The organism is Mycobacterium lentiflavum (genome assembly GCF_022374895.2).
Lineage (GTDB): Bacteria > Actinomycetota > Actinomycetes > Mycobacteriales > Mycobacteriaceae > Mycobacterium > Mycobacterium lentiflavum.
Genome location: NZ_CP092423.2, coordinates 1835166 through 1856543 on the forward strand (window position 1 = coordinate 1835166; position 21378 = coordinate 1856543).

The 21378-nt window shown below is 68.5% G+C and carries 5 protein-coding genes; all 5 read right to left on the minus strand.

Annotated elements, in window-relative coordinates:
- Position 1: 1 nt before the first annotated feature.
- From MJO58_RS08820 to MJO58_RS08840, 5 genes are read right to left on the minus strand one after another with little or no spacing between them, the layout of a single operon-like run.
- On the minus strand, positions 2 to 4414 hold the full coding sequence (locus tag MJO58_RS08820) for a type I polyketide synthase (RefSeq protein ID WP_239722616.1): 4413 nt from the start codon (positions 4412 to 4414) through the stop codon (positions 2 to 4).
- Positions 4415 to 4416: 2 nt separating this feature from the next.
- The gene (locus tag MJO58_RS08825) at positions 4417 to 9804 is read right to left on the minus strand and encodes a type I polyketide synthase (protein ID WP_239722617.1); all 5388 of its coding nucleotides are present in this window, start codon (positions 9802 to 9804) and stop codon (positions 4417 to 4419) included.
- Positions 9804 to 16295, minus strand: a complete 6492-nt coding sequence (locus MJO58_RS08830) for a type I polyketide synthase (RefSeq protein ID WP_239722618.1) — start codon at positions 16293 to 16295, stop codon at positions 9804 to 9806. Before MJO58_RS08830 ends, MJO58_RS08825 begins: the two co-directional genes overlap by 1 nt.
- Positions 16292 to 21061 (minus strand): type I polyketide synthase, encoded by a 4770-nt coding sequence (locus MJO58_RS08835; RefSeq protein ID WP_239722619.1) that lies wholly within the window; start codon positions 21059 to 21061, stop codon positions 16292 to 16294. The genes MJO58_RS08830 and MJO58_RS08835 overlap by 4 nt, the downstream gene beginning before the upstream one ends.
- A complete protein-coding gene (locus tag MJO58_RS08840) occupies positions 21058 to 21252 on the minus strand; it encodes a hypothetical protein (RefSeq protein ID WP_239722620.1) in 195 nt (64 codons plus the stop codon). The genes MJO58_RS08835 and MJO58_RS08840 overlap by 4 nt, the downstream gene beginning before the upstream one ends.
- Between the last annotated feature and the right edge of the window lie 126 nt (positions 21253 to 21378).

Here is a 21378-nt window from a genome sequence, read left to right on the forward strand (position 1 = left end):
CTCAGTCGAACGACGACAAGTCCACCAGCGCCAGCTCGACGGGTGCCGAGCCCGTATCACCGTCGTCGGGGATGGCGTCGACAGCTTCGGATAGCAAGGCCCGCAATGCGATCGGGAAACGGTCGGCCAACGCTTGCGCTCGCTGCAGTGGAACGCGGCGGCCGTCGTACCACCAATCCAGATGCAGCGCAGCGGAATACCGGTACACACGAAGTTCGATCGCATGGCCCAGCCCAGGGATCGGATCCCGCACCGGCAGCGCCGCGTCGGAATCGAATTGCACCGGCGCGTCCAGCGGCGGCGGCTCCGGAACCGTGCCGACGTAGCGCAGGTGAATGTCGGAGGCGCCGGCGGCGGCCAGCGTGCGCGCGGTGGGCGCATATACATAGCGAAGCAGTCCGTAGCCGACCCCGAAGTGCGGCACCGATTTCAGGGTGTCGCTCACGCCTGCCAGCAGCTCCGTCGCATCCGCGGTCTTCGTGCACCGCAGCGCTGCCGGATAGATCGTGGTGAACCGGCCGATGGTGCGCCGCAGATCGACGTCCGGTCGCAGCACCGAACGGCCGGTGCCCTCCAGGTCGACCGAAACCACCCCCTCGTCGACGGTGTGGGCGATCGTTGCGCTCAACGCCGCCAACAGAACTTCCTCGATCGACACGCCGAGCCTGCGGCGGGCGTCGTCGACTTCGGCTGTCTGCGGGACGTCCAGCGTCGACGAAAGCCTCAGTAGGTCGCCAGCGCGGGGCCGGTCGGTGATCACGGGATCGCCCAGCTGCACCGTCGCCGTGGTCAGGCTCTGCAGCCAGAAGTCGCGGGTGTCCACGACGGCCGGATGCGTCGCCAGGGCCCCGGTGCGCAGCGACCAATCGCGCCATCCGGCCGCGGTCGGGGGCAGCACGATCTCCTCGCCCGCAAGGTGTTGGGACAAGGCGCTGAACAGATCGGTCAGCAGGATTTCGCGAGAGGGGATGTCCGCGACCATCTCGTGCGCGGACAACACCAGGTAGGAACCGCCGGTTCCCCCGGCGATGTGGGTCGCGGTGAACAGCGCGGTCAGGTCGTCCTGGGCCACCAGCTCGGCCACTATCTCCAGTACCGCGGCGCGCTCGTCGGCAGCGCCGCCGGGCAGGGTTCGCGACGACAGATGGCCGAATTCCCGTGGCGCGCCGATGTGCTGCTCCCAGGTGCCCGATCGGTCGACGAGCTCGAGGCGCAACGCGTCATGGTGGTTGGTCAACGCGGTCAGCACGGCGCGGACGTCGTCGATCGTGACGTTGGGGGCGAGTGAGAAGATCAGCGGAACGCGCCAACGACCCGCTTCTTGGACGCCGTGTTCGAGGAAGCCGGCGATGTTGGCGGGCACCGGTGAATATGCGTCGGCGTCCGGTGGTTGCGTCAGCCCGGCGCCGGTGAACTCGGCGTCGACGGCAGCGGCCAGGCTGGCCAGGGTCGGGTGTTCGTAGAGATGCTGCGGGGTGACGACCAAGCCGGAATTGTTAGCGCTCGTCGAGATGCCGATCGCGATCAGCGAATCTCCGCCGAGGTCAAAGAAATTGGCGTTGCGGTCCAGAGAGGTGACGCCCAGACACTGCATCCAGATGCGATGCAACGTCGCCTCGGTGGCCGATTGACCTTCGACCGGCTCGGCGACGGCGACGCCGTTGCTGGACGAACCGTTGATCTCCGCGGGCGCCCCGGTCCACACGGTGGGCTTCGGGTCGACCCAATGCCGCTCGCGCGCAAAGGGATAACCGGGCAGGCTGACGATGCTGTTCGTCGATCCGGTGACCGGCGACCAGTCCACGGCCACGTTGGCCGTCCACAGCTGGCCGAGGCCGAGCAAGAAGGCGTCCCGGTCGTCGGTGTTCTGCACGGGGTGGCGCATCAGCCGCACGGCGCGGTGCTTGCTCGACCACTTGGGGTGCCGGATCGCCGATCCGGTCAGGCTGCCGCCCGGGCCCATTTCGACCAGGACCCGATCCGGATCGGTCAGCAACACGTCGAGTTCGTCGGCGAACCTGATTGTCGCGCTGATCTGGCGCGCCCAGCTGGCCGGGTCGGTGGCCTGTTCGTCGGTCATCCAGGTACCGGTCAGGTTGGACAGCAGCGGCGTGTTCGGCCGGCGCAGCTCGACACCGGAGAGGAACTCCTGGAACTGCGCTGCCATGGGATCCATTGCGCTGGAATGGAATGCGTGGGTTGCGCGGACCCGTCGAGCGTTGATGCCGCGCTCGCGCAGGCGTGCGGTGAACGCGCGAATCTGGTCGTTCGGCCCGGCGACGACGCAATTGCCGGGATCGTTGACCGCGGACAGATCGACTCCGGGGGTGAGGAATTCGGCGATGTCGTCGGGGCCCAGCGCCACGGCGACCATGGAGCCCGGTGGGGATTCGTGCATCAGGCGGGCACGCAAGGACACCGTCTTGATCGCCGTGTCGAGGTCGAATATCCCCGCGAGCGTGGCCGCGATGTACTCGCCGGTGCTGTATCCGATGTACGCGCCGGCGCGCACACCGTAGGTGTCCACCAATTTCGCCAACGCGTATTCCACCGTGAACAGCGCCGGCTGAGAACGGTCGATGCGTTCCAAATCCGTTGTGGCGTCGCCGAATATCTCCGCGCGCAGGTCTAGGTTTGTTTCGGAGCCCATCGCGTCGTTGAATCCCGCGACGCAGGCGTCGAAGTGCTCGGCGAAAACCGGCTCGGTGTCGTACAGTCCCCGGGCCATCCCGACGTGCTGAGCGCCTTGCCCGGGAAACATGAAAACGACCCGCTCCGCGGTGGATTCGTCGGCGTCACCGTGACTGACGGACTCCCCGACGAAGACGTTGTCGTGCTCGGCCGCCCGCAATACCTTCGCCGCGTGCTCGCGGTCGTGCACCACGGCCGCCATGGCGATGCCGTGCTTGCGCCGCGCGGATAGGGTGAAGGCAGCGTCCGCGAGGTCGGGTCCGTCCGGGTCGGCCAACGTCGCGGCCAGGGCGGTACGCGATTCCTCAAGTGCGGCGGGGGTTCGTGCGGACAGCAGCAGCACTTGGGGACGGTCGGGCGTGGCGGCATCCGGGACCGACGGTGCTTCCTCCAGCACGACGTGCACGTTGGTGCCGCCCACTCCGAACGAACTGACACCGGCCCGGCGCACGCCGTCCCATTCCCAAGGGCCGTACTGGCTTTGCACGGTGAATGGAGTCTCGTCGAGATGCAGTTCCGGGTTGGGACTGGTGAAGTGCAGCGTCGCGGGAATCGCCCGGTGCTTCAGGCACAGAATCGCCTTGACCAGACTCACCACGCCGGCCGCCACCTCGAGGTGGCCGATGTTCGACTTGACCGACCCGAGCACACACGGTCCGGGCCGCGGCGTCTCGGACACGGCGAAGGCGGCTTTGAGGCCCTGGACTTCGATCGGATCGCCCAGCGCCGTACCGGTTCCGTGTGTCTCGACGTAACTCACGGTCGAGGCGTCGATACCCGCGACCGCATGGGCTTCCGCGATCACATCGGCCTGCGCGGTCGGGTTCGGGGCCGCGTACCCCATCTTCATCGATCCGTCGTTGTTGATCGCCGACCCGCGGATGACCGCGTGAATCCGGTCCCCGGCATCGATGGCGGCCTGCAGGGGCTTGAGAACCACGATCGCGGCACCGCTGCCGAACACCGTTCCGTCGGCGCGCACGTCGAACGGCCGGCAATGGCCGGCCGCCGAGACCATCGCTCCCGGCGAGTTCCAGTAACCGACGCGATGCGGGATAGCCAGTGACGACCCGCCGGCCAGCGCCATGTCACATTCACCGGACAGCAGGCTCTGGCAGGCCAAGTGGATCGCGACGAGCGACGACGAGCACGCCGTCTGAACCGAGATGCTCGGCCCGCGCAGATCGAATTGATGCGATACCCGCGTTGCCAGAAAGTCCTTGTCGTTCTGCAGGAACAGGTTGAACTGCTCGAAATCGAGTCCGGTCGCCATGAAGGCGCTGCCGCCGTGATGCGACGCCAGGTTGTGCATCAGATAACCGCTGGGGGAGCTGGTTCCGTAGACGCCGATCGCGCCGTCGAACTCGGCGGGGTCACAGCCGGCGTCCTCGAACGCGTGCCACGCGCACTGCAGGAACAACCGGTGTTGCGGATCCAGCTTGCGGGCGAGCTGCGGTGGGAATCCGAAGAACTCGGCATCGAACTCGTCGAAACCGTCGATCAGCGGCGCGCGCCGCACGTACCCGGGATTCGCGATCACCTCGTCGCTGACGCCGGCCGCGCGCAGGTCGTCCTCGGACAGCGTGGTGATCGACTCCTCGCCGCGCCGAAGGTTGTCCCAGAAATCCGAAACATTGTTGGCACCCGGGAATCTTCCGGCCATGCCGATCACCGCGATCGCATTGTCCGGCGGTGCTGTCGAGTAAGCCTCCGGCGTGGTCATTACTAGCGTCCTCGCTTCCGCCGCTGTGCGGCTTGTTGGCGCGCCGCCGCGCGCTGCTGTGCCCGGTCGCGAACAGCACCTTCTTGCTGGTGTGCTTGCGCGTCACCGGTAAGCCCAAGCTGGCGAAGCAGCTCGGCCGTGAGATCGTTGAGCGTCGCGCCCTGCAGCAGCAGCGCCACCGGCGGCTCGGCGCCGAAATCCGCCCGCGCGGAATTGCGGATACGCACGGCCATCAGCGAATCCATGCCCAATTCGACCAGCGGCAGGTCCGCGTCGACGGCCGATCGTTCCGCGTAGCCCATCACCGCCGCGATGCGTGCGTGCAGCCGGTCGGCGATCGCGGCTTTCGCTTCGGTGGGATCCAACCCGGACAGCGCCTCGGGCCCGGCCCAGTTGCCACCGTCACCGGCGGCCTCGAGTTCGGTGACCACGCTGGTGAAGTAGCCGAGGTTGCGAATCTCGGGGAAGGCGATCAGCGCCCGGTCGGGACGCAGCCGTGCGACGCCGGTGTGGCAGCGAGCGGTGGCCAGCAACGGCTCCAGCGCCGCGACGCCCTCGGCCGGGGTAATCGGATCCAGCGGCCCACCGGTCAGTGTGCGGGCCAGCCCGACCTCGGCCCACGGACCCCAGTTGATCACCGCGGCAGGCAAACCCGATGCCCGGCGCCAGTCGGCCAGGGCGTCCAGCCAGGCGCTCGCGCAGGCGTACGAGGCCTGCCCCGGACCGCCTAGCAGTGACGAGGTGGAGGAAAAGCCGAGCCACCAGTCCAATTCGCATCCGAGGCTGGCCTCGTGCATCCGCAGGGCGCCGCTGACCTTGGGCGCCCACACGCGCTCCACGCTGTCCTTGGTCATCGAGAACACCAGGCTGTCGTCGAGTACGGCGGCAGCGTGCAGGACGCCGCGCAGGGCTGATTCCCCGGCGGCCGCCACCAATTTCTCTGCCACGCCGTCGACCGCGAGATCGCCTAAGACCACTGCGATCTCGGCCTTGCGTTCGAGGTCGGCCAGCACCGCGCGCTGTTCCTCGGAGGGTTCACTGCGGCCGTTGAGGACGATGCGGCCGGCGCCGCGCTCGGCCAGCCAGCGTGCGAACACCAACCCGAGACCGCCCAGGCCGCCGGTGATGATGTAGGACGCCCCGGCGCGGACCACCTCGACGCCGGTGGGTTCCTCGAGGGTCGCCCGGGACAGCCGTTCGACGTAACGCTGGTCGCCGCGCCAGGCGATCACGTCGTCGATCGAGCCGGAAACCGCGGACTCCAGCTCGGCGTTCAGCGCGGTGACCGGATCGCCGGCGGGGTCGAGATCGACGAGTGTGGTTCGCAATTCGGGATGTTCGTAGGCCAGCACGCGTACCAGGCCCTTGAGTGCGCCGATCCCCGGCTGGCCGGCTTCGTCACCGAGGGGGAGGCCGCCGCCGGATACCAGCCATAGCCGCGGGGGCTGGCCATGCCAGCCGCCGATGATCGCGCGCACGACGGTCGAGACCGCCCAGACTGCTTCGCGGGACGCGGCGATGCCGTCCTTGGTCACGCTCGGGTTGTCCGCGACGAAGACGACCACACCGACGGGCGGACGCTCGGGATCACCCGCGGTTTCGGCGAACGCGGCGAGCACGGCGGACTCGTCGTGCAGGTCGGCGGTGACGACCCGGTGCGCCGGCGAACGCCATCGCGCAATGAACTGGTCGGCTAGTTGCCGAGACCGCGCGCTGTGCCCATCGGTGAGCAAAAGCGAACTGCCCGGGATGTCCGACGGCCCGGCGCCGACCGGACGAGGCACCCAGGAGGTATCGAACACCTTCTGCGACAAGGGAAGCGGCACGCTGCGCCGTTCCACCCGTCGTACGTAGATGTCGTTGACCTCCGCGGTGACGGCCCCGGCGTCGTCGGTCAGCACGATTCTGCCGAGCTTTCCCGCGCCGCCCTCGTCCAGGCCGGACAGCTGGGCCCGGCAGCGGGCGCGCCGGCCGGGGTTGGCGTACACCCGCACCGACTCGAAAGATACCGGGAGATAACTCGCTTCGGCGGATCCGGCGAGTTCGTCGTCGGGGATCGCGGCCGCCAAACTCTGCAAAGCGGCATCCAGCATGACCGGATGGAGCCGAAAGTCTGGGTGCCACGGCGACTCGTCGGGAAGAACGATGTCGGTTTCGACAGCACCGCCGGGCAGCCGCCGGATCGCCGTCAAGGCGGCGAAAGCGGGACCGTGAAATTGACCGGCCTGCCGCAGCGCGGCGTACACCTCGCCCGGGTTGATCGCCGTCTCGCCGCTGCCGCCGAGTGGCGGCTGTTCGAGCGGGGTCTCCGGCGTGCGTACCTCGGCCCTGGCCGTCGCGTGCCGGGTCCAGTCGTTACCCGCTGAGCGGGAATAGATTTCGATCCGGATCTTGTCGTCGGCGCCACGCATCAACTGGGTGGTCAACTGGGTGTGATCGTTCAGGGTGAGCATCTGCTCGACTTCGAGCTGGTTGAGCGACACGGCGAGGGCAGGCACGCCCAACGCCTCACTGGCTGCAGCCAAGGCGATTTCGGCGAACCCGGCACCGGGCATGGTCGCCTGGCCGAACACCTTGTGATCGGCCAGCCAGGGCGACACCTCGGTGCCGACATCGGCCTGCCAGACGTGATCCCTGCTGGACGGAACCTCGATGTGCGCACCGAGCAGTGGGTGGGTGGCAACGGAGTTCGACACCGCCGAGCGGTCGGCGATCCAGTATTGCGTGTGCTCCCACGGTGTCACCGGGATGTCGGCCAGCCGACCGTCGCCGGTGTTCGTCGGCCTGCTCGCCCGGACGGCGAACTGCGCGGCGAGCTGCGCGTGGAAGGTGACGGTGTCGTCGGCGTCGCGCGCCAAGGTGCCGAGGGTGTGCGCGTTGGCTTCGCCCAGGGTGTCGTTGATCGAGTGAGTCAGCAACGGGTGCGGGCTGATTTCGATGAAAAGGTGGTCGGCACCCGCGGTGCTGACGGCTTGGTGGAAGCGCACCGGGTTGCGCAGGTTTGCCGCCCAGTAGTCGGCGTCCAGCAGCGGTGCGGGACCCTCCGTCACCGTGGTGATCATCGGGATGGTCGGCGGCTTGGGTGCCAGATCGCTTAACGCCGAACGCAATTGCGGCAATATCGGGTCGATGATCGGGTGATGGGAGGCCACGTCGACCTCGATGCGCCGGGCCAGCAGATTACGGGTGGTCACCGCCGCGATGACCGCGTCCACCTGATCGGGCGGGCCCGCGATCACGGACTGGCTCGGTGATGCGTACACGGCAAGCGTGACGTCCGGGTACTCGGTGATCAGTGCCTCGACGGCCAGCGCGTCGAGTTCGAGCAGGGCCATCGCGCCCTGGCCGGACAACTGCGCCATCAGTTTCGAGCGGGTGGCGATCACCCGCAACCCCTCGGCGGCGGTGAGCGCCCCGGACACCACTGCGGCCGACACTTCACCCATCGAGTGTCCGATCACCGCGTCGGGTTCGACGCCGTAGTGGCGCCACAGCGCGGTCAGTGCCAGCTGGATGGCCACCAGCAGCGGCTGGATCTTGTCGATGCCGGTGACCGGGCGGCCGTCGGCCAGCGTCTGCTGCAGCGAAAAGCCGGTCTGTGCAAAGAATTCAGGCTCCAGTTCGGCGACGGCGGCGGCGAAGGCCGGTTCGTCGGCCAGCAGCCGACGGCCCATGCCGGCCCACTGCGCGCCCTGACCGGAGTAGAGGAACACCGTGCCGGATACGGAGCCGGCCTCGGTTGCGGCCACCACACCGGGTGCCGGCGTGCCGGTGGCCAATGCCCGCAGCCCCGTCACCGCGGCGGCGTGATCGCGCGCGACGACGGTGCCCACCCAGCTGTGCCGGGCCCGGCGATGATTCACGGTATACGCGACATCGGCGAGCGGTACCGCGGCGCCGGGACCGGCGAGCCAGTCGGCCAGCGTCGCGGCCGACGCCGCCAGCCGCTGCGGAGTCTTACCCGACACCACCAACGTGGACACCACCGGCTCGGCCGCCGGTGGTGCGGACGTGGCGGGCGGCTGCTCGACGACCACGTGTGCGTTGGTTCCGCTCAGCCCGAACGACGACACCGCGGCCCGGCGGATGCCGTCCGTGGGCCACGCGGTGTCCTCGGTCGGCACGAACAGCCGCGTCCCCGACGGGTCGATGGCCGGGTTCCACCGGTTGAAGTGCAGATTGCGCGGAATGTATCCGCGGTTCACCGACAGGATCGTCTTGATGAATCCGGTGACGCCGGCGGAGGCTTCCAGGTGGCCGATGTTGGTCTTGACCGAGCCCAGCGCGCAGCGGCCATCGCCGGCGCCGTAGGTGGCCGCTAGCGCCTCGAATTCGATCGGATCGCCCAAAATCGTTCCGGTGCCGTGTGTTTCGACGTAGTTCACGCTGTCGGCGGTGGCGTCGGCCATCTTCAGCGCGGTGCTGATCACGTCGCGTTGCGCGGCGGCGTTCGGTGCGGTCATGCCGTTGGACCGGCCATCGGAGTTGATCGCCGAACCGCGGACGACACCCAACACCCGATCACCGTCGCGTACTGCGTCGGCCAATCTCTTCAGCACCACCACGCCGCAGCCCTCGCCGCGTACGAACCCGTCGGCAAGAGCGTCGAAGGTCTTGCACCGGCCGGTCGGCGACAGGGCCGACCACTTGGACAACGCGATGCTGGTGAACGGCGACAGGGACAGATGCACCCCACCGGCGAGTGCGACGTCGCTTTCTCGCAGCCGCAGGTTCTGGCAGGCCAGGTGGATGGCCACCAACGACGACGAGCACGCGGTGTCGACGGCCACCGCCGGACCGCGCAGCCCCAACAGGTACGAGATGCGCCCCACCGCGGCACTGTGCGGGTTTCCGGTGCTCATGTAGGCGTCGATCTCGGTGTTGCGCTCGAGGTTGAGGATGGTGTAATCCCATGCCGACACGCCCATGATCGCGGCGGTCCGGCTGCCGCTCAACGAATCCGGCGCCAGCCCGGCGTGTTCGAGGGCTTCCCAGGCGACCTCGAGCAGGATCCGCTGTTGCGGGTCCATCGCGACGGCTTCGCGGGGGGTGATGCCGAAGAAGTCGGCGTCGAATCCGGCGACGTCGTCGAGGAAGCCGCCCCACTTGGTCGTCATGCGTCCCGGTGCCTGCGGATCGGGATCGTAGAACGCGTCCGCGTTCCACCGATCGGCCGGCACCTCGCCGACGGCGTCGCGGCCGTCGATCAGCAGCTGCCAAAAGCTTTCGGGCCCAGTCACATTCCCGGGCAACCGGCAGCCGATCCCGACGACGGCTATCGGTTCAGCGACGTCGGTTGGAAATGCCGTGCCCGCGCGAACAAGTTCACGCGCCAGCACCTCGCGCGCCTTGGGGGACATCTGTGCCGCGCGTTCGGCGAGACTTGTCATTACTCACTGCCCCCCGTGGCTGTTTCGAGCTCGCTCGCCGCGACGAGGTCGGACAGCAATTCCATTTCCTCGTCGGATAGCTCGGTCTCGGCGTCGGCCTGCGGTCCGGCAGCGGCCACCGTGTCATAGCCCAGGCGTTCGCACATCGCGCCCGCGAGATCGTGGATCGTCGGGTAGGCCCAGACCAGGGCGGCCGGCAATGTGGTGCCCAAGCTCGCCTCCAGCCTGTTGCGCAGTTCGAGGGCCATCAGCGAGTCGAGACCGAGCGACTCCATCGGCCGGTCGTGAGCGATCGGCTCGGTGGAGCGCAGCACCGCCCGGATTTGGTCGGCGATCGCGGCCGCCAGCCGGCCCGGGCGCTCGGCGGGGTCGCTGGCATCCAATTCGGCGCGGATCGCGCCGCCGCCGCGCCGCTCGGCCTTCGCGGCGTCGTGCAACTTCGCGAACAACGACGAACCACCTGCGGCGGGGAAGGATTGGAACCACTGCCTCGTGTCGAGCTGGATGACGCCGGTGCGGGCGCGGTCGGCGGTCAGCAGCAGCTGCATGGCCGCCAGCCCTTCTTCGACGGTGATCAGCGAGACGCCGAGATCGGCGAAGAACTGGGCGCGGCCGACGTCGGCCCAAGGGCCCCAGTTGATTCCGACGGCGGGCAGCCCGCGCGAGCGCCGATAGGCGACCAGCCCGTCGACCCACGAGTTGGCGGCGGCGTAGGTGCCCTGGCCGGGTGTACCCAGCAGCGAGGATGCCGAGGAGAAGGTGAGCCACCAATCCACGTCCAGCCCGGCAGTGGCCCGATGCAGTCGCCAGCTGCCGGTGACCTTCGGGGTGAACACGCGCCGCGCGGCCGAATCCGAGATGTTCAGCACGATCTCGTCGTCGAGAACCATGGCGCTGTGCAGGACTCCGGCCACCCGCAATCCCGCGTCGTGGACCGCTTGTACCAACCGGTCGGCCGTGCCCGCTTCGGCGATATCGCCGGTGACCACTTCGATGCGGGTTCCCGCGGTGCCGAGTTCCGCGATCGCCGCCGACACGTCCGGTCCGGGTGCCGAACGTCCGTTCAGGACAATCAATCCCGCGCCGTGGTGGGCCAGCCACTCGGCCACGACGAAACCGAGACCACCCATGCCGCCCACGATGATGTAGCCGCCGTCGGGGCTGACCAGTCGCTGCGGAGTTGCGGCGATCGCGTCGATGCTGCCGGACGCCGGTACCGTGACGGCGATCTTGCCGGTGTGCCGCCCGGATGCCATCAGCGCGAAGGCGTCGGGCGCGTTTTCGAGAGAGAACGCGGTGACGGGAAGGACCTGCAGCGTGCCGTCCGCGACGTGCCGCAGGATCTCGGAGAGCATCGCGCGGTAACGCGCCGGCTGCAGCTTGAGATTGAGGTCCAGGTCGACGACGGAGAACGACGCGCTCTTGGTCAGTGCGGCCAATCCCAGCGTGGCGTTGGCGTAGACGTCCTTCTTGCCCAGCTCGATGAACCGGCCTCCGGGCGCCAGGATCTGCACCCCGCGCTGAATCGCCTCGTCGGGAAGCGAATTGAGGATGACGTCCACGCCGTAGCCGTCGGTGATCTGGAGGATCTCGTCGGCGAAGTCGACGGTGCGCGAATTGCCCACGTATTCGACGCCAAGCCCGGCGAGCATGTCGCGCTTGGCATCCGAACCGGCCGTGGTGTAGATCCGGGCGCCGATCATCTTGGCGATCGCCATCGCGGCCATACCGACACCGCCGGTGGCCGAATGGATCAGCACCCGTTCGCCCGGGGCCAGCCGCCCGACCTCGACCAGCGAGTGCCAGGCGGTCAGATACGCGATGCCGAACCCGGCCGCTTCGGCATCCGGCAGCGTGTCCGGAATCGGGGTGCACAGGTCGGCCAGCGTCGTCATATGCGAGCCGAAACCGCCCGGGCCGATGGCGATCACGCGCTGTCCGACTTCGACGGAGTCGACATCGCTGCCGACGGCCGTGACGACGCCGGCGCACTCGCCACCGATGATGGGCGCGGCGTCGTCGAGGGTGGGGTAGATACCCATCGCCTTGAGCACGTCACTGAAGTTGAGGCCCGCCGCGGCGACACGGACCTCTACCTCGTCGGGCTCCGGCGACATGCGCTGCACCGCATGCAATCTGAGAGCATCCAGGCGTCCGGGCTCGTCGATCTGCAGCCGCACCGCGCCGCCGGTGTCCAGGTTCACTTTCGCGTGCCGGATTTCGCCGAGCAACTCACCCTTGGCCGTGGTGGGGGCCGGCAGCAGCCGGTTCAGGTAGCGATGCCCGTCGCGCAGCGCGACCTCGTCGGCGTCGGAGCCGGCCAGCAGCTCGCTTGTCAGCGCGGCGACCGACCCGGCGCCGTCCGCGTCGATGTCGACGATTGTGGTCTTCAGCTCGGGATGTTCGAAGGTCAGCACCCGCGCGATGCCGCGAAGCTCCGTCTGCGCCAACGTGACCGGTTCACCCGTGCCGACTTTCTGTGCGCCGCGGGTGACGATCCACAGCCGCGGGCTGTTGCGGGCACCCAGCCGGCTCACGGTCTTGGCGATTTCGGCGATCAGCAGGGTGCGCGCCAGCGCCAGGTCCAGTTGAGCCGCCTCGGGCAGCGATTCGTCCGCGGCGCGCGGCGGGCACAGGACGACGATGCCGTCCCAGGGTTTTCGGGTGATCGCCGCGCGCAGCTTGGCGGTGTCGGCCGGGGACACCACGTCGACTTCGGCGACGCCGTCGCTCAGCGACGACCGCAGAGCGGGCAGCAGCGGATCGTCCGCGTCGGCGTCGCCGATCAACAACAACCCGCCGAGGCTGGTGGTTGCTTTGTCCAGTGCTGCGGGCTCCCACTCCAATGCGAGCAGGTGATCGTTGAGATGTGCTGCGCCGCTTGACGACCCGAGGACGGCCATTTCCACTTCGTCGATGACCAGTAGTTGTTGACCGGTGGCGTCGGTCAGCACGACCTGGCCCAGTAGTCGATCCGGACTGTCGGTGGCCGCAAGTGAGCCCGTCGAACACACGCCGTCGGCGATGTCGCCGTACACGTGGATGCCCGCGAAACGGATTGGCAGCACCAGGGTTTGCCGGGCGTTGCGCCCTCCGGCCAGATCGGTCGCGGCCCGGGTGGCACCGAGGGCCTGCACCGCGATGTCCATCATGACCGGGTGCAGCACGAAGTTGCGGGAACCGGCCCTGGCCGCCGAGGGCAGCCGCACGTCCGCGCGGGCCGCACCCGAGGCTGCCACGGCCAGCCTGCTGATGCCGCGAAACGCCGGTCCGTGTTGTTGCCCGGCGGCGCGCAGCCGGTCGTACAACTCGTCGGCGTTGATTTGGGCCGCAACATCATTCGCATCGACGGTCGGGCCGACCGACTGGCTGCCGGTCTCGCGCGCCACGGTGGCGCTGGCGTGCTTGATCCATCCCGACGATGCGCTGCGGGTGCGCATTTCGATCTGGCACGTCTGCTCGTTGCCGGTGAGCGTCGTGACGAGCACCGTCCCGTCGGTCACCTGCAGCATCTGGTGCAGGCTCAGCTCGCGGATCATCCACGGCCGGTCTGCCGACTCTGACGCGAATGCGTCCCTCGCCGCGGCCAGCGCGACATCGGCGTAAGCGGCGCCCGGCAAAACGCACAGGTCGTCGATCACGTGATCGCCGAGCCACAACAGCTCGGGGTTGAGCTCGCATTCCCATACCCGGGTGCCGTTGGTGGGGTCGGTGACGCCAAAGCCCAACAGCGGGTGGGTGTTTGGCGTGTGGTGCGCGGTGGTGCCGGGGGAGATCCAGTGCCGGCCGTGCTGCCAAGGGGTGGTCGGCAGGACGGCCTGTCGCCCGCAGGTGTGCGGCGTCAGCGGTGGACGGGTGGGGTGCGCGGCGTTGAGGTTGGTGTGGAAGGTCAGGGTGTCGTGCGTATCGCGCTGCAGGGTGCCGATGCTCAGATAGCCGTCACCCTCGTCCGCGGTGAGGGTTTCGGTGATGGCGTGGGTGAGCAGGGGGTGTCCGCTGATCTCGATGAAGGTGTGGTGGGCGGCCCCCGCGGCACTGATCGCCTGCTGGAAGCGCACCGGGTTGCGCATATTGGTGGCCCAGTGCTCGGCATCGAATGTTATTGGGCGATCCAGGTTTTCGTAGGTCGTCGAGATGATCGGAATGGTCGGTGTGCGCGGGGCGAGGCCGGCCAACTCGGCACGCATCGCCGGCTGCAGGGCGTCCATCGCCGGGTTATGCGGAGCCACTTCGATGTTGACCTTGCCGGCGAACTGTCCCTGCGCGCGCACCTTGGCGATCAACTCGTCGATCTGCCCGGTAGGTCCCGAGATGACGGTTTGGCGTGGTGAGGCGTAGATCCCGAGGGTGACCTGCGGATAATCGGCGATCAGCTGCGCGGTGGCGGTGGCGTCGAGTTCGAGCATGGCCATCGTGCCCTGACCCGACAGCGGGGCCATCAGCCGCGACCGGGTCGCGGTGACCCGCAGACCCTCGGCGGGCGTCAGGGCGCCGGCCACTACCGCCGCCGCCACCTCTCCCATCGAGTGGCCGATCACCAGATCCGGCGTTACCCCGTAGCAGCGCCACAGCGCGGTCAGTGCCAACTGCATCCCGATCAGACCGAGCTGGATCTGCTCGATGCCGACCAGTTCCTTGCCGCCGGCGATCACGTCGTGCAGCGAAAACCCGGCCTCCGCAACGAAAACCGGCTCGAGTTCGGCCAGTGCCGTGGCGAATGCGGGCTCGTCGGCCAACAGCCGGCGCCCCATTCCGGCCCATTGCGATCCGCGGCCGGAGTAGACGAACACCGTGCCCGGTCCGGCGGATGTCTCGGGGCACCCGACCACACCCGGCCCGGGCTCACCGGCGGCCAGTGCCCGCAATCCCGCGACCGCCTGGTCGCGGTCGACGGCGGCCACCGTGGCGAACTTGGGGTGCCGGGCCCGGTGGTGGTTGAGGGTGTGCGCCACGTCGGCCAGCGGCACGGTCGCACCTGGGCCCTCCATCCAGTCGGCGAGCACCGATGCCGTCGCCGCCACCCGTTGCGCCGACTTGCCGGACAGCACCAGCGTCGAGATCGCCGGCTGCGGGTCGGGTTGCGGTGCAATTACCGGCTCCGGCGCCTGCTCGATCACCACGTGCGCGTTCGTCCCGCTCACGCCGAACGACGACACCCCGGCCCGGCGGGGCCCCCCGGTCGACGGCCATGCCATGTCCTCGGTGGCGATCTTCAGCCGCGAAACACTCTGGCTGGCATGGGGAGTGAGCTCGGTGAAGTTGAGGTTCGCCGGGATGCGGCCGTGTCCGACGGCCAGCACAGTCTTCATGAACCCGGCGATCCCGGCCGCCGCTTCCAGGTGGCCGAGGTTCGTCTTCACGGCACCCAGCACCAGCGGCGCACGGCCCTCGCGATCGCCGAAAACCGTGCTCAGCGAGTCGAGTTCGATCGGGTCGCCCAGTGGGGTGCCCGTGCCGTGTGCCTCGATGTAGTCGATGTCGGCCGGCGTGAGCTTGGCCACCTTCAGCGCCTGGCGAAGCAGTGCCTGCTGGGCGGGGCCGTTGGGCACCGTGACCCCGCTGCTGGCGCCGTCTTGGTTGACCGCCGAACCACGTATCACGGCGAGGATGCGGTTGCCGTCTGCTTGCGCGTCGGACAGGCGTTTGAGCACCACCACGCCGGCGCCCTCGCTGCGCACATAGCCGTTCGCGCCGGCGTCGAAGGTCTTGCACTGACCTTCGGGCGACAGCATGCCCCACCGCGAGCACGCGATGCTGGCCACCGGGCTGAGCAGCAGGTTGGTCCCGCCGACCAGCGCGGTGTCGCTTTCGCGCCAGCGCAGGCTTTGGCAGGCCAGGTGGATGGTGACCAACGACGAGGAGCAGGCGGTGTCCAGCACTACCGCCGGACCGCGGGCACCGAGCAGGTAGGCGGTGCGCCCCGCGGCGAAGTTCGCGGAGTTTCCGGTCAACAGGTAGGCGTCCAGCTCGTCGGGTCGCACCGCGCCCGACATCTTCAGCATGTAGTCGTAGGCGGTGACGCCGACGAACACCCCGGTCTGGGTGCCGTGCAGGGTGTGCGGCGGAATCCCGGCGTCTTCCAACGCTTCCCAGGCGACTTCGAGGAATAACCGCTGCTGCGGATCCATCGCCGCGGCCTCGCGTGGCGGGATCGCGAAGAACTCCGCGTCGAATTCGTCGGGCTGCCAGCCGGACAGGAAGCCGCCCTCGCGGTTGCAGATGGTGCCGGGGACGGTGTGATCCTCGGTGTACAGGGCGTCGGCATCCCACCGCTCGGGCGGAACTTTGACGATGCCGCTTCGCCCCTCGCACAACAGGTCCCAGAACTGTTCGGGGCTGCCGATGCCGCCGGGCAACCGGCAGCCCATGCCGACGACGGCAATCGGTTCGGTGCTCGCCTGTTCGGCGATTTCCAGCCGCGCGGTCAGATCATCGATTTTGTGCAGCGCCTCGGTGATGATCGCCCGGCGGTCCGGTGTGGCGGCGGTCATCGAGAGCCTCGTAGCCTTTCCGAAAGTTCGGCCAGCAACTCGTCCTCGTCGAGTTCGTCGTAGGCGTCGGCGACGGTTTCGGCGTCGGTTTCGAGTTCGGGGAGCACGGTGGCCAGATAGTCGGTCAGGCTGTAGACGGTCGGGTAATCGAAGACCACGGAGACCGGCAGCGGCTCGCCGAGATCGTCGGACAGCGCCCGGCGCAGCATCGCGCTCATCAGTGAGTCCATGCCGAGCTGGAAGAACCCGGTCGACGGATCGAGTGTCTCGGTAGGCGGCAGTCCCATCGCCTGGGCGGCCAGCATGCCGACCCGATCGAACAGCATCGTGTGACGGCGTTCCGGCTCGCATGCGCGCAGCGAGATACGAAACTCGCTGTCGCCCTTAACCGTCACACCGGGCGCCGGCAGCAGGTCGTCGACGATGTGCAGCGCTCCGCGTGCCCGGTATGCGTCGGCCAGCAGCGGCCAATCGGCTTCCACCACAACGGAATGCACGCCGGCGGCCGGGCTCATCAGGTAGGGCAGCGCGCCGATCGCGACCTCGTCGTCCATGGGCAGCAACCCCGATCCGACGCTGACCTGACTGGCCTCGTCGGTGTCGGCAAGCGATTTCCACAGTCCCCAGTTGACGGTGGTCGCCGGCAACCCCATCACGCGACGGCCGTAGGCCAGCGCGTCCAGGTACCCGCTGGTGGCGGCGTAGTGGCCGAGCCAGCGCGAACCGGTCAGCCCCGAGATCGAGGAGAACAGCACGAAGTGGCGCAGCGACGTTGTCGTCAGCGACAGCCGATGCAGCAGCGCGGCGGCGTCGAGCTTGGGGGCGAACATCGCCCGCACGTCGTCGTCGGTCATGTCGCTGAGCAGGACGGGCTGGCCGGCGAAGGCCGCCAAGTAGATTCCCTGCAGCGGCGGCAGGTCGGCGCCGAACCGAGCAAACAACTCGGTCATCGCGGATTCGTCGGTGGCGTCGGCAGCCACCGTGACGAGGTTCGTGCCTTCGGCGGCAAGGGTTTCCGTCAACGCGTGCAGGCGCGACCCGGGGTTGCGGGACACCGCGACGACGGTTTTGGCGCCCATCACCGCGAGTTGGCGGATCAGGTGCGGACCGATGTTTCCGGTTGCCCCGATGACCAGCTGACTGCCGTCGGCGCCCAGCGTGACCGGCGATTCCGTCGGCAGCGTCCGCCGATGCAGCCGGGCCACGTGGCGTGCGCCGCGCCGGTAGACGACCTGGTCTTCGCCGTCGGCGCTGCCGACTTCCCCGAGTAGTTGCCTGGCCACCACCGCCGCCGGTACGGAAGCGTCGAAATCGACTATGCCACCCCAGATTTCGGGGTGTTCGAGGGCTACGGTGCGGCCAAGGCCCCACAGTAGTCCGTGGGTGGGGTTGGCGCGATCGCCGTCGAAGACGGGTTGGGCGTTGCGGGTGACCAGGAACAACTTCTCCGACGAGTCGCCGGCCGCGAGCACCGAGACGAGCCGGCGCACCTGGTCGAACAGCTCGTAGGCCAACCCGACATCGAACGGATCGTCGGCTACCGCCGGTGCATACAGCACGTGGTCGACCTCGCCTAGGGCCTCGGCCAATTCCACCGGGTCGGCATCGGCGGCCACCGTTTCGGTTGCTAGTCGGGTGGCCAATTGGGCCGCCAGGGCGGGATCACCGATCACCAGCCATCGTCCGGAGCCGGCACCGGCCGTGAGCTCGGCATCGGCCAATGGAACGGCCGGCCACGCCAGCCGGTAGCAGCTGTCACCGAGCGGGCCTGCCGCTGCGGGTGCAGAACCATTGCAGCTCAACGTTTCCGATGTTTGCCAAGCAATGGGCGTGCGGTCGATCCAGTGCCGGGTGTGGTGCCACGGAGTGGTGGGGATCTGGATGTGCGGCTCCGGCGGATGTGGCGTCTGGGGCGGATGCGTGCTGCGCACGGTGTTGAGGCTGGTGCGGAAGCTGATGGTGTCGTCGGTGTCGCGTTGCAAGGTGCCGATGCTGACGTATTTGCTTCCGTGCTGGGCGTTGTGCAGGGTTTCGCTGATCGCCTGGGGCAGCAGCGGGTGCCCGCTGATTTCGATGAAGGTGTGGTGGGGCCCACCGGCCGGGCTTCCGGCACGCGCGATGGCCTGCTGGAAGTGCACCGGGTTGCGCATGTTGGTGGCCCAGTGCTCGGCGTCGAAGGCCGGACGGATGTCGAGGTCGGCGTAGGTGGTGGAGATGATCGGAATCGTCGGCGTCTGCGGAGCCAGGTCGGCCAACTGCGCCCGCATCGCCGGCTGTAGCGCATCCATCGCCGGATTGTGCGGCGCCACTTCGATATTGACCCGGCTGGCGAAGCGGTTCTGACCGCGCAGCCGGGTGACCAGCTCGTCGATCTGCTCGGTGGGCCCGGAGATCACGGTCTGGCTCGGCGAGTTGTAGATCCCCAGCGTCACCTGCGGGTACTCGCGGATCAATGCCTCGGTGGCGGCGGCATCGAGTCCTAGCAGCGCCATCCCGCCCTGCCCGGACAACGGTGCCATCAGCCGCGACCGCGTGGCGGTCACCCGCAATCCTTCGGCGGGTGTGAGCACACCGGCCACCACCGCGGCGGCCACCTCGCCCATCGAGTGACCGATCACCATGTCGGGTTCGACGCCGTAGGAGCGCCACAGCGCGGTCAACGTCAGCTGCAGGCCGATCAGGCCGAGCTGAATCTGTTCGATACCGATCAGTTCCTTGCCGTCGGCCAGCACATCGTGCAGCGAGAACCCGGCCTGGTCGACGAACACCGGCTCGAGCTCTGCGACTGCCGCCGCGAAAGCGGGTTCGTCGGCCAGCAATTGGCGGCCCATGCCGGCCCACTGCGATCCGCGACCCGAGTACACGAATACCGTGCCCGGTCGCGGCTCGTCGCTGTCCTGCGGGCCCACCACTCCGGGCGCATGCCGGCCCGCGGCCAGGGCGCGCAACCCGGCCACCGCCTGGGTGCGGTCGCGGGCTACCACGGTGCCGAACCTGGCTTGCCGGGCCCGGTGATGGTTGAGCGTGTGAGCTACGTCGGCCAGGGCGACGTCGGCCCCGGCGCCCTGCATCCAGTCGGCCAGCGCCGACGCCGTCGCGGCCACGCGTCGCGCCGTTTTACCCGCGACGACCAGGGTCGAGATGTTCGGATCGGAGCTGGGCGCCGGCGGGGCCGCCACCTCTTGGCCCTGCTCGAGCACCACGTGCGCGTTGGTGCCGCCGAATCCGAAGGACGACACCCCGGCCCGGCGCGGATGCTGTGTCTGCGGCCAATCCATTTGTGTGTCAACGACCTTCATGCGCAGGTCGGCGAACGGGATGTGCGGGTTGGGGCTTTCGAAGCGCTGGTTCGGCGGAATCTGGCCGCGCTGCAACGCCATGACCGCTTTGATGAAGCCGGCAATCCCGGCCGCCGCCTCGGTGTGGCCGATGTTCGTCTTCACCGCGCCGATCAGCAGGGGCGAGTCTTCCGGGCGCCCGCGACCGAGCACCGTGCCCAGCGCCCGCGCTTCGATCGGATCTCCCAATAGTGTTCCGGTACCGTGAGTTTCGACGTAGTCGACCTCGTTCGGCTGCATTCCGGCATTGGTGTAGGCGGCGCGCAGCACCGCCATCTGGGCCGCGGGGTTGGGGGCCATCAGTCCGTTGGAGCGCCCGTCCTGGTTGACGGCCGAGCCGCAGATCACCGCGAGCACCCGGTCGCCGTCACGCTGCGCATCCGTCAGCCGCTTGAGCACGACCACCCCGGCGCCCTCGCCGCGCACGAACCCGTCGGCCGCGGCGTCGAACGCGCGGCACTTACCGGTCGGCGACAGCGCGCCGGCCTGGTCGAAGCCGCGAAATACCGACGGGGTCAACAACACGTTCACCCCGGCCGCGATGGCCAGATGGGAATCCTGAGTGCGCAGGCTCTGGCAGGCCAGGTGGATGGCCACCAGCGACGACGAGCACGCGGTGTCGACGGACACCGACGGGCCGCGCAGATCGAGGAAATACGAGAGCCGGTTGGCGATGATGCTCATCGCGCCGCCGGTGTTGTTCCACGCGTCGACTTGGGGCAGATCGCCCAGCGAGATGGCGCCGTATTCACTCGAGCACGCTCCGGCGAATACTCCGGTCTGCGTTCGGCTCAGCGAGGTCGGGGAGATGCCGGCGTGCTCGAGGGCCTCCCAGGCGACCTCCAGCAGCAGCCGCTGCTGAGGATCCATCTTGTTCGCTTCGTGAGCGGTGATCTCGAAGAACTCCGCATCGAAGGCGTCGATGTCGGGCAGGAAGGACCCCCACCGCGTGGTGCGGGCCAGCGCCGCCATCACCTCGGGTGACCCGTTGTCGAACGGCTGCCAGCGTTCGGGCGGCACCTCGGAGATCGTGCAGCCGCGGTCGCAGAGGAATTCCCACAGGGCGTCGGGCCCGCAGATGTCGCCGGGGAAGCGGCATCCCATCCCGATGACGGCGATCGGTTCATCGAGCGAGTTGGGAGCCGGGCGCTGCAGCGCGGCATCCGCGTCGGCGTCCGGCGCGGACGCGGTCAAGTGCGCGGCCAGCGCATTGATCGTGGGGTGCTCCCAGAAGTCGACGGGCGAGACTTTGCGGCCCAGCAACTCCGACAGCTCACCGGAAAGCACGACCACCTCGCGAGAGCTCACGCCGTGGTCGGCCAGCGACAGTTCGGGATCGACCTCGTCGGGTGTGCGACCGATGTTGGTCACCAGATAGTCGACCAGCCAGTGGCGCAGGTCGGCTTCGCCCCGGACGCTCGACGTCACGCCGCCACACCCAGGCGCGTCGAATCTGGCGTCGAATCGAGCGTCGAATCGAGCGTCGAATCGAGCGTCGAATCGAGCGACGCCACGCTGATCTGTCGCTCGGCCCGCTCGCGCAGCAAAGCGTCGATGGAAGTTTCGGTCACCGGTGTCGCTTCACCTTCCAGGTCGCTGCGAGTGCTGTCGGCACGCACCCTGTGTGGCGCCCCGTTCAGCAGCGGTCGCGGCCCCCCCACGGGGCGCCCCCGGTGACACGGCAGCTGCTGGCGGAAACGCCGGCGCGTAAGAGCCGGACGGCCACGGCGCGACGATCGTCCACC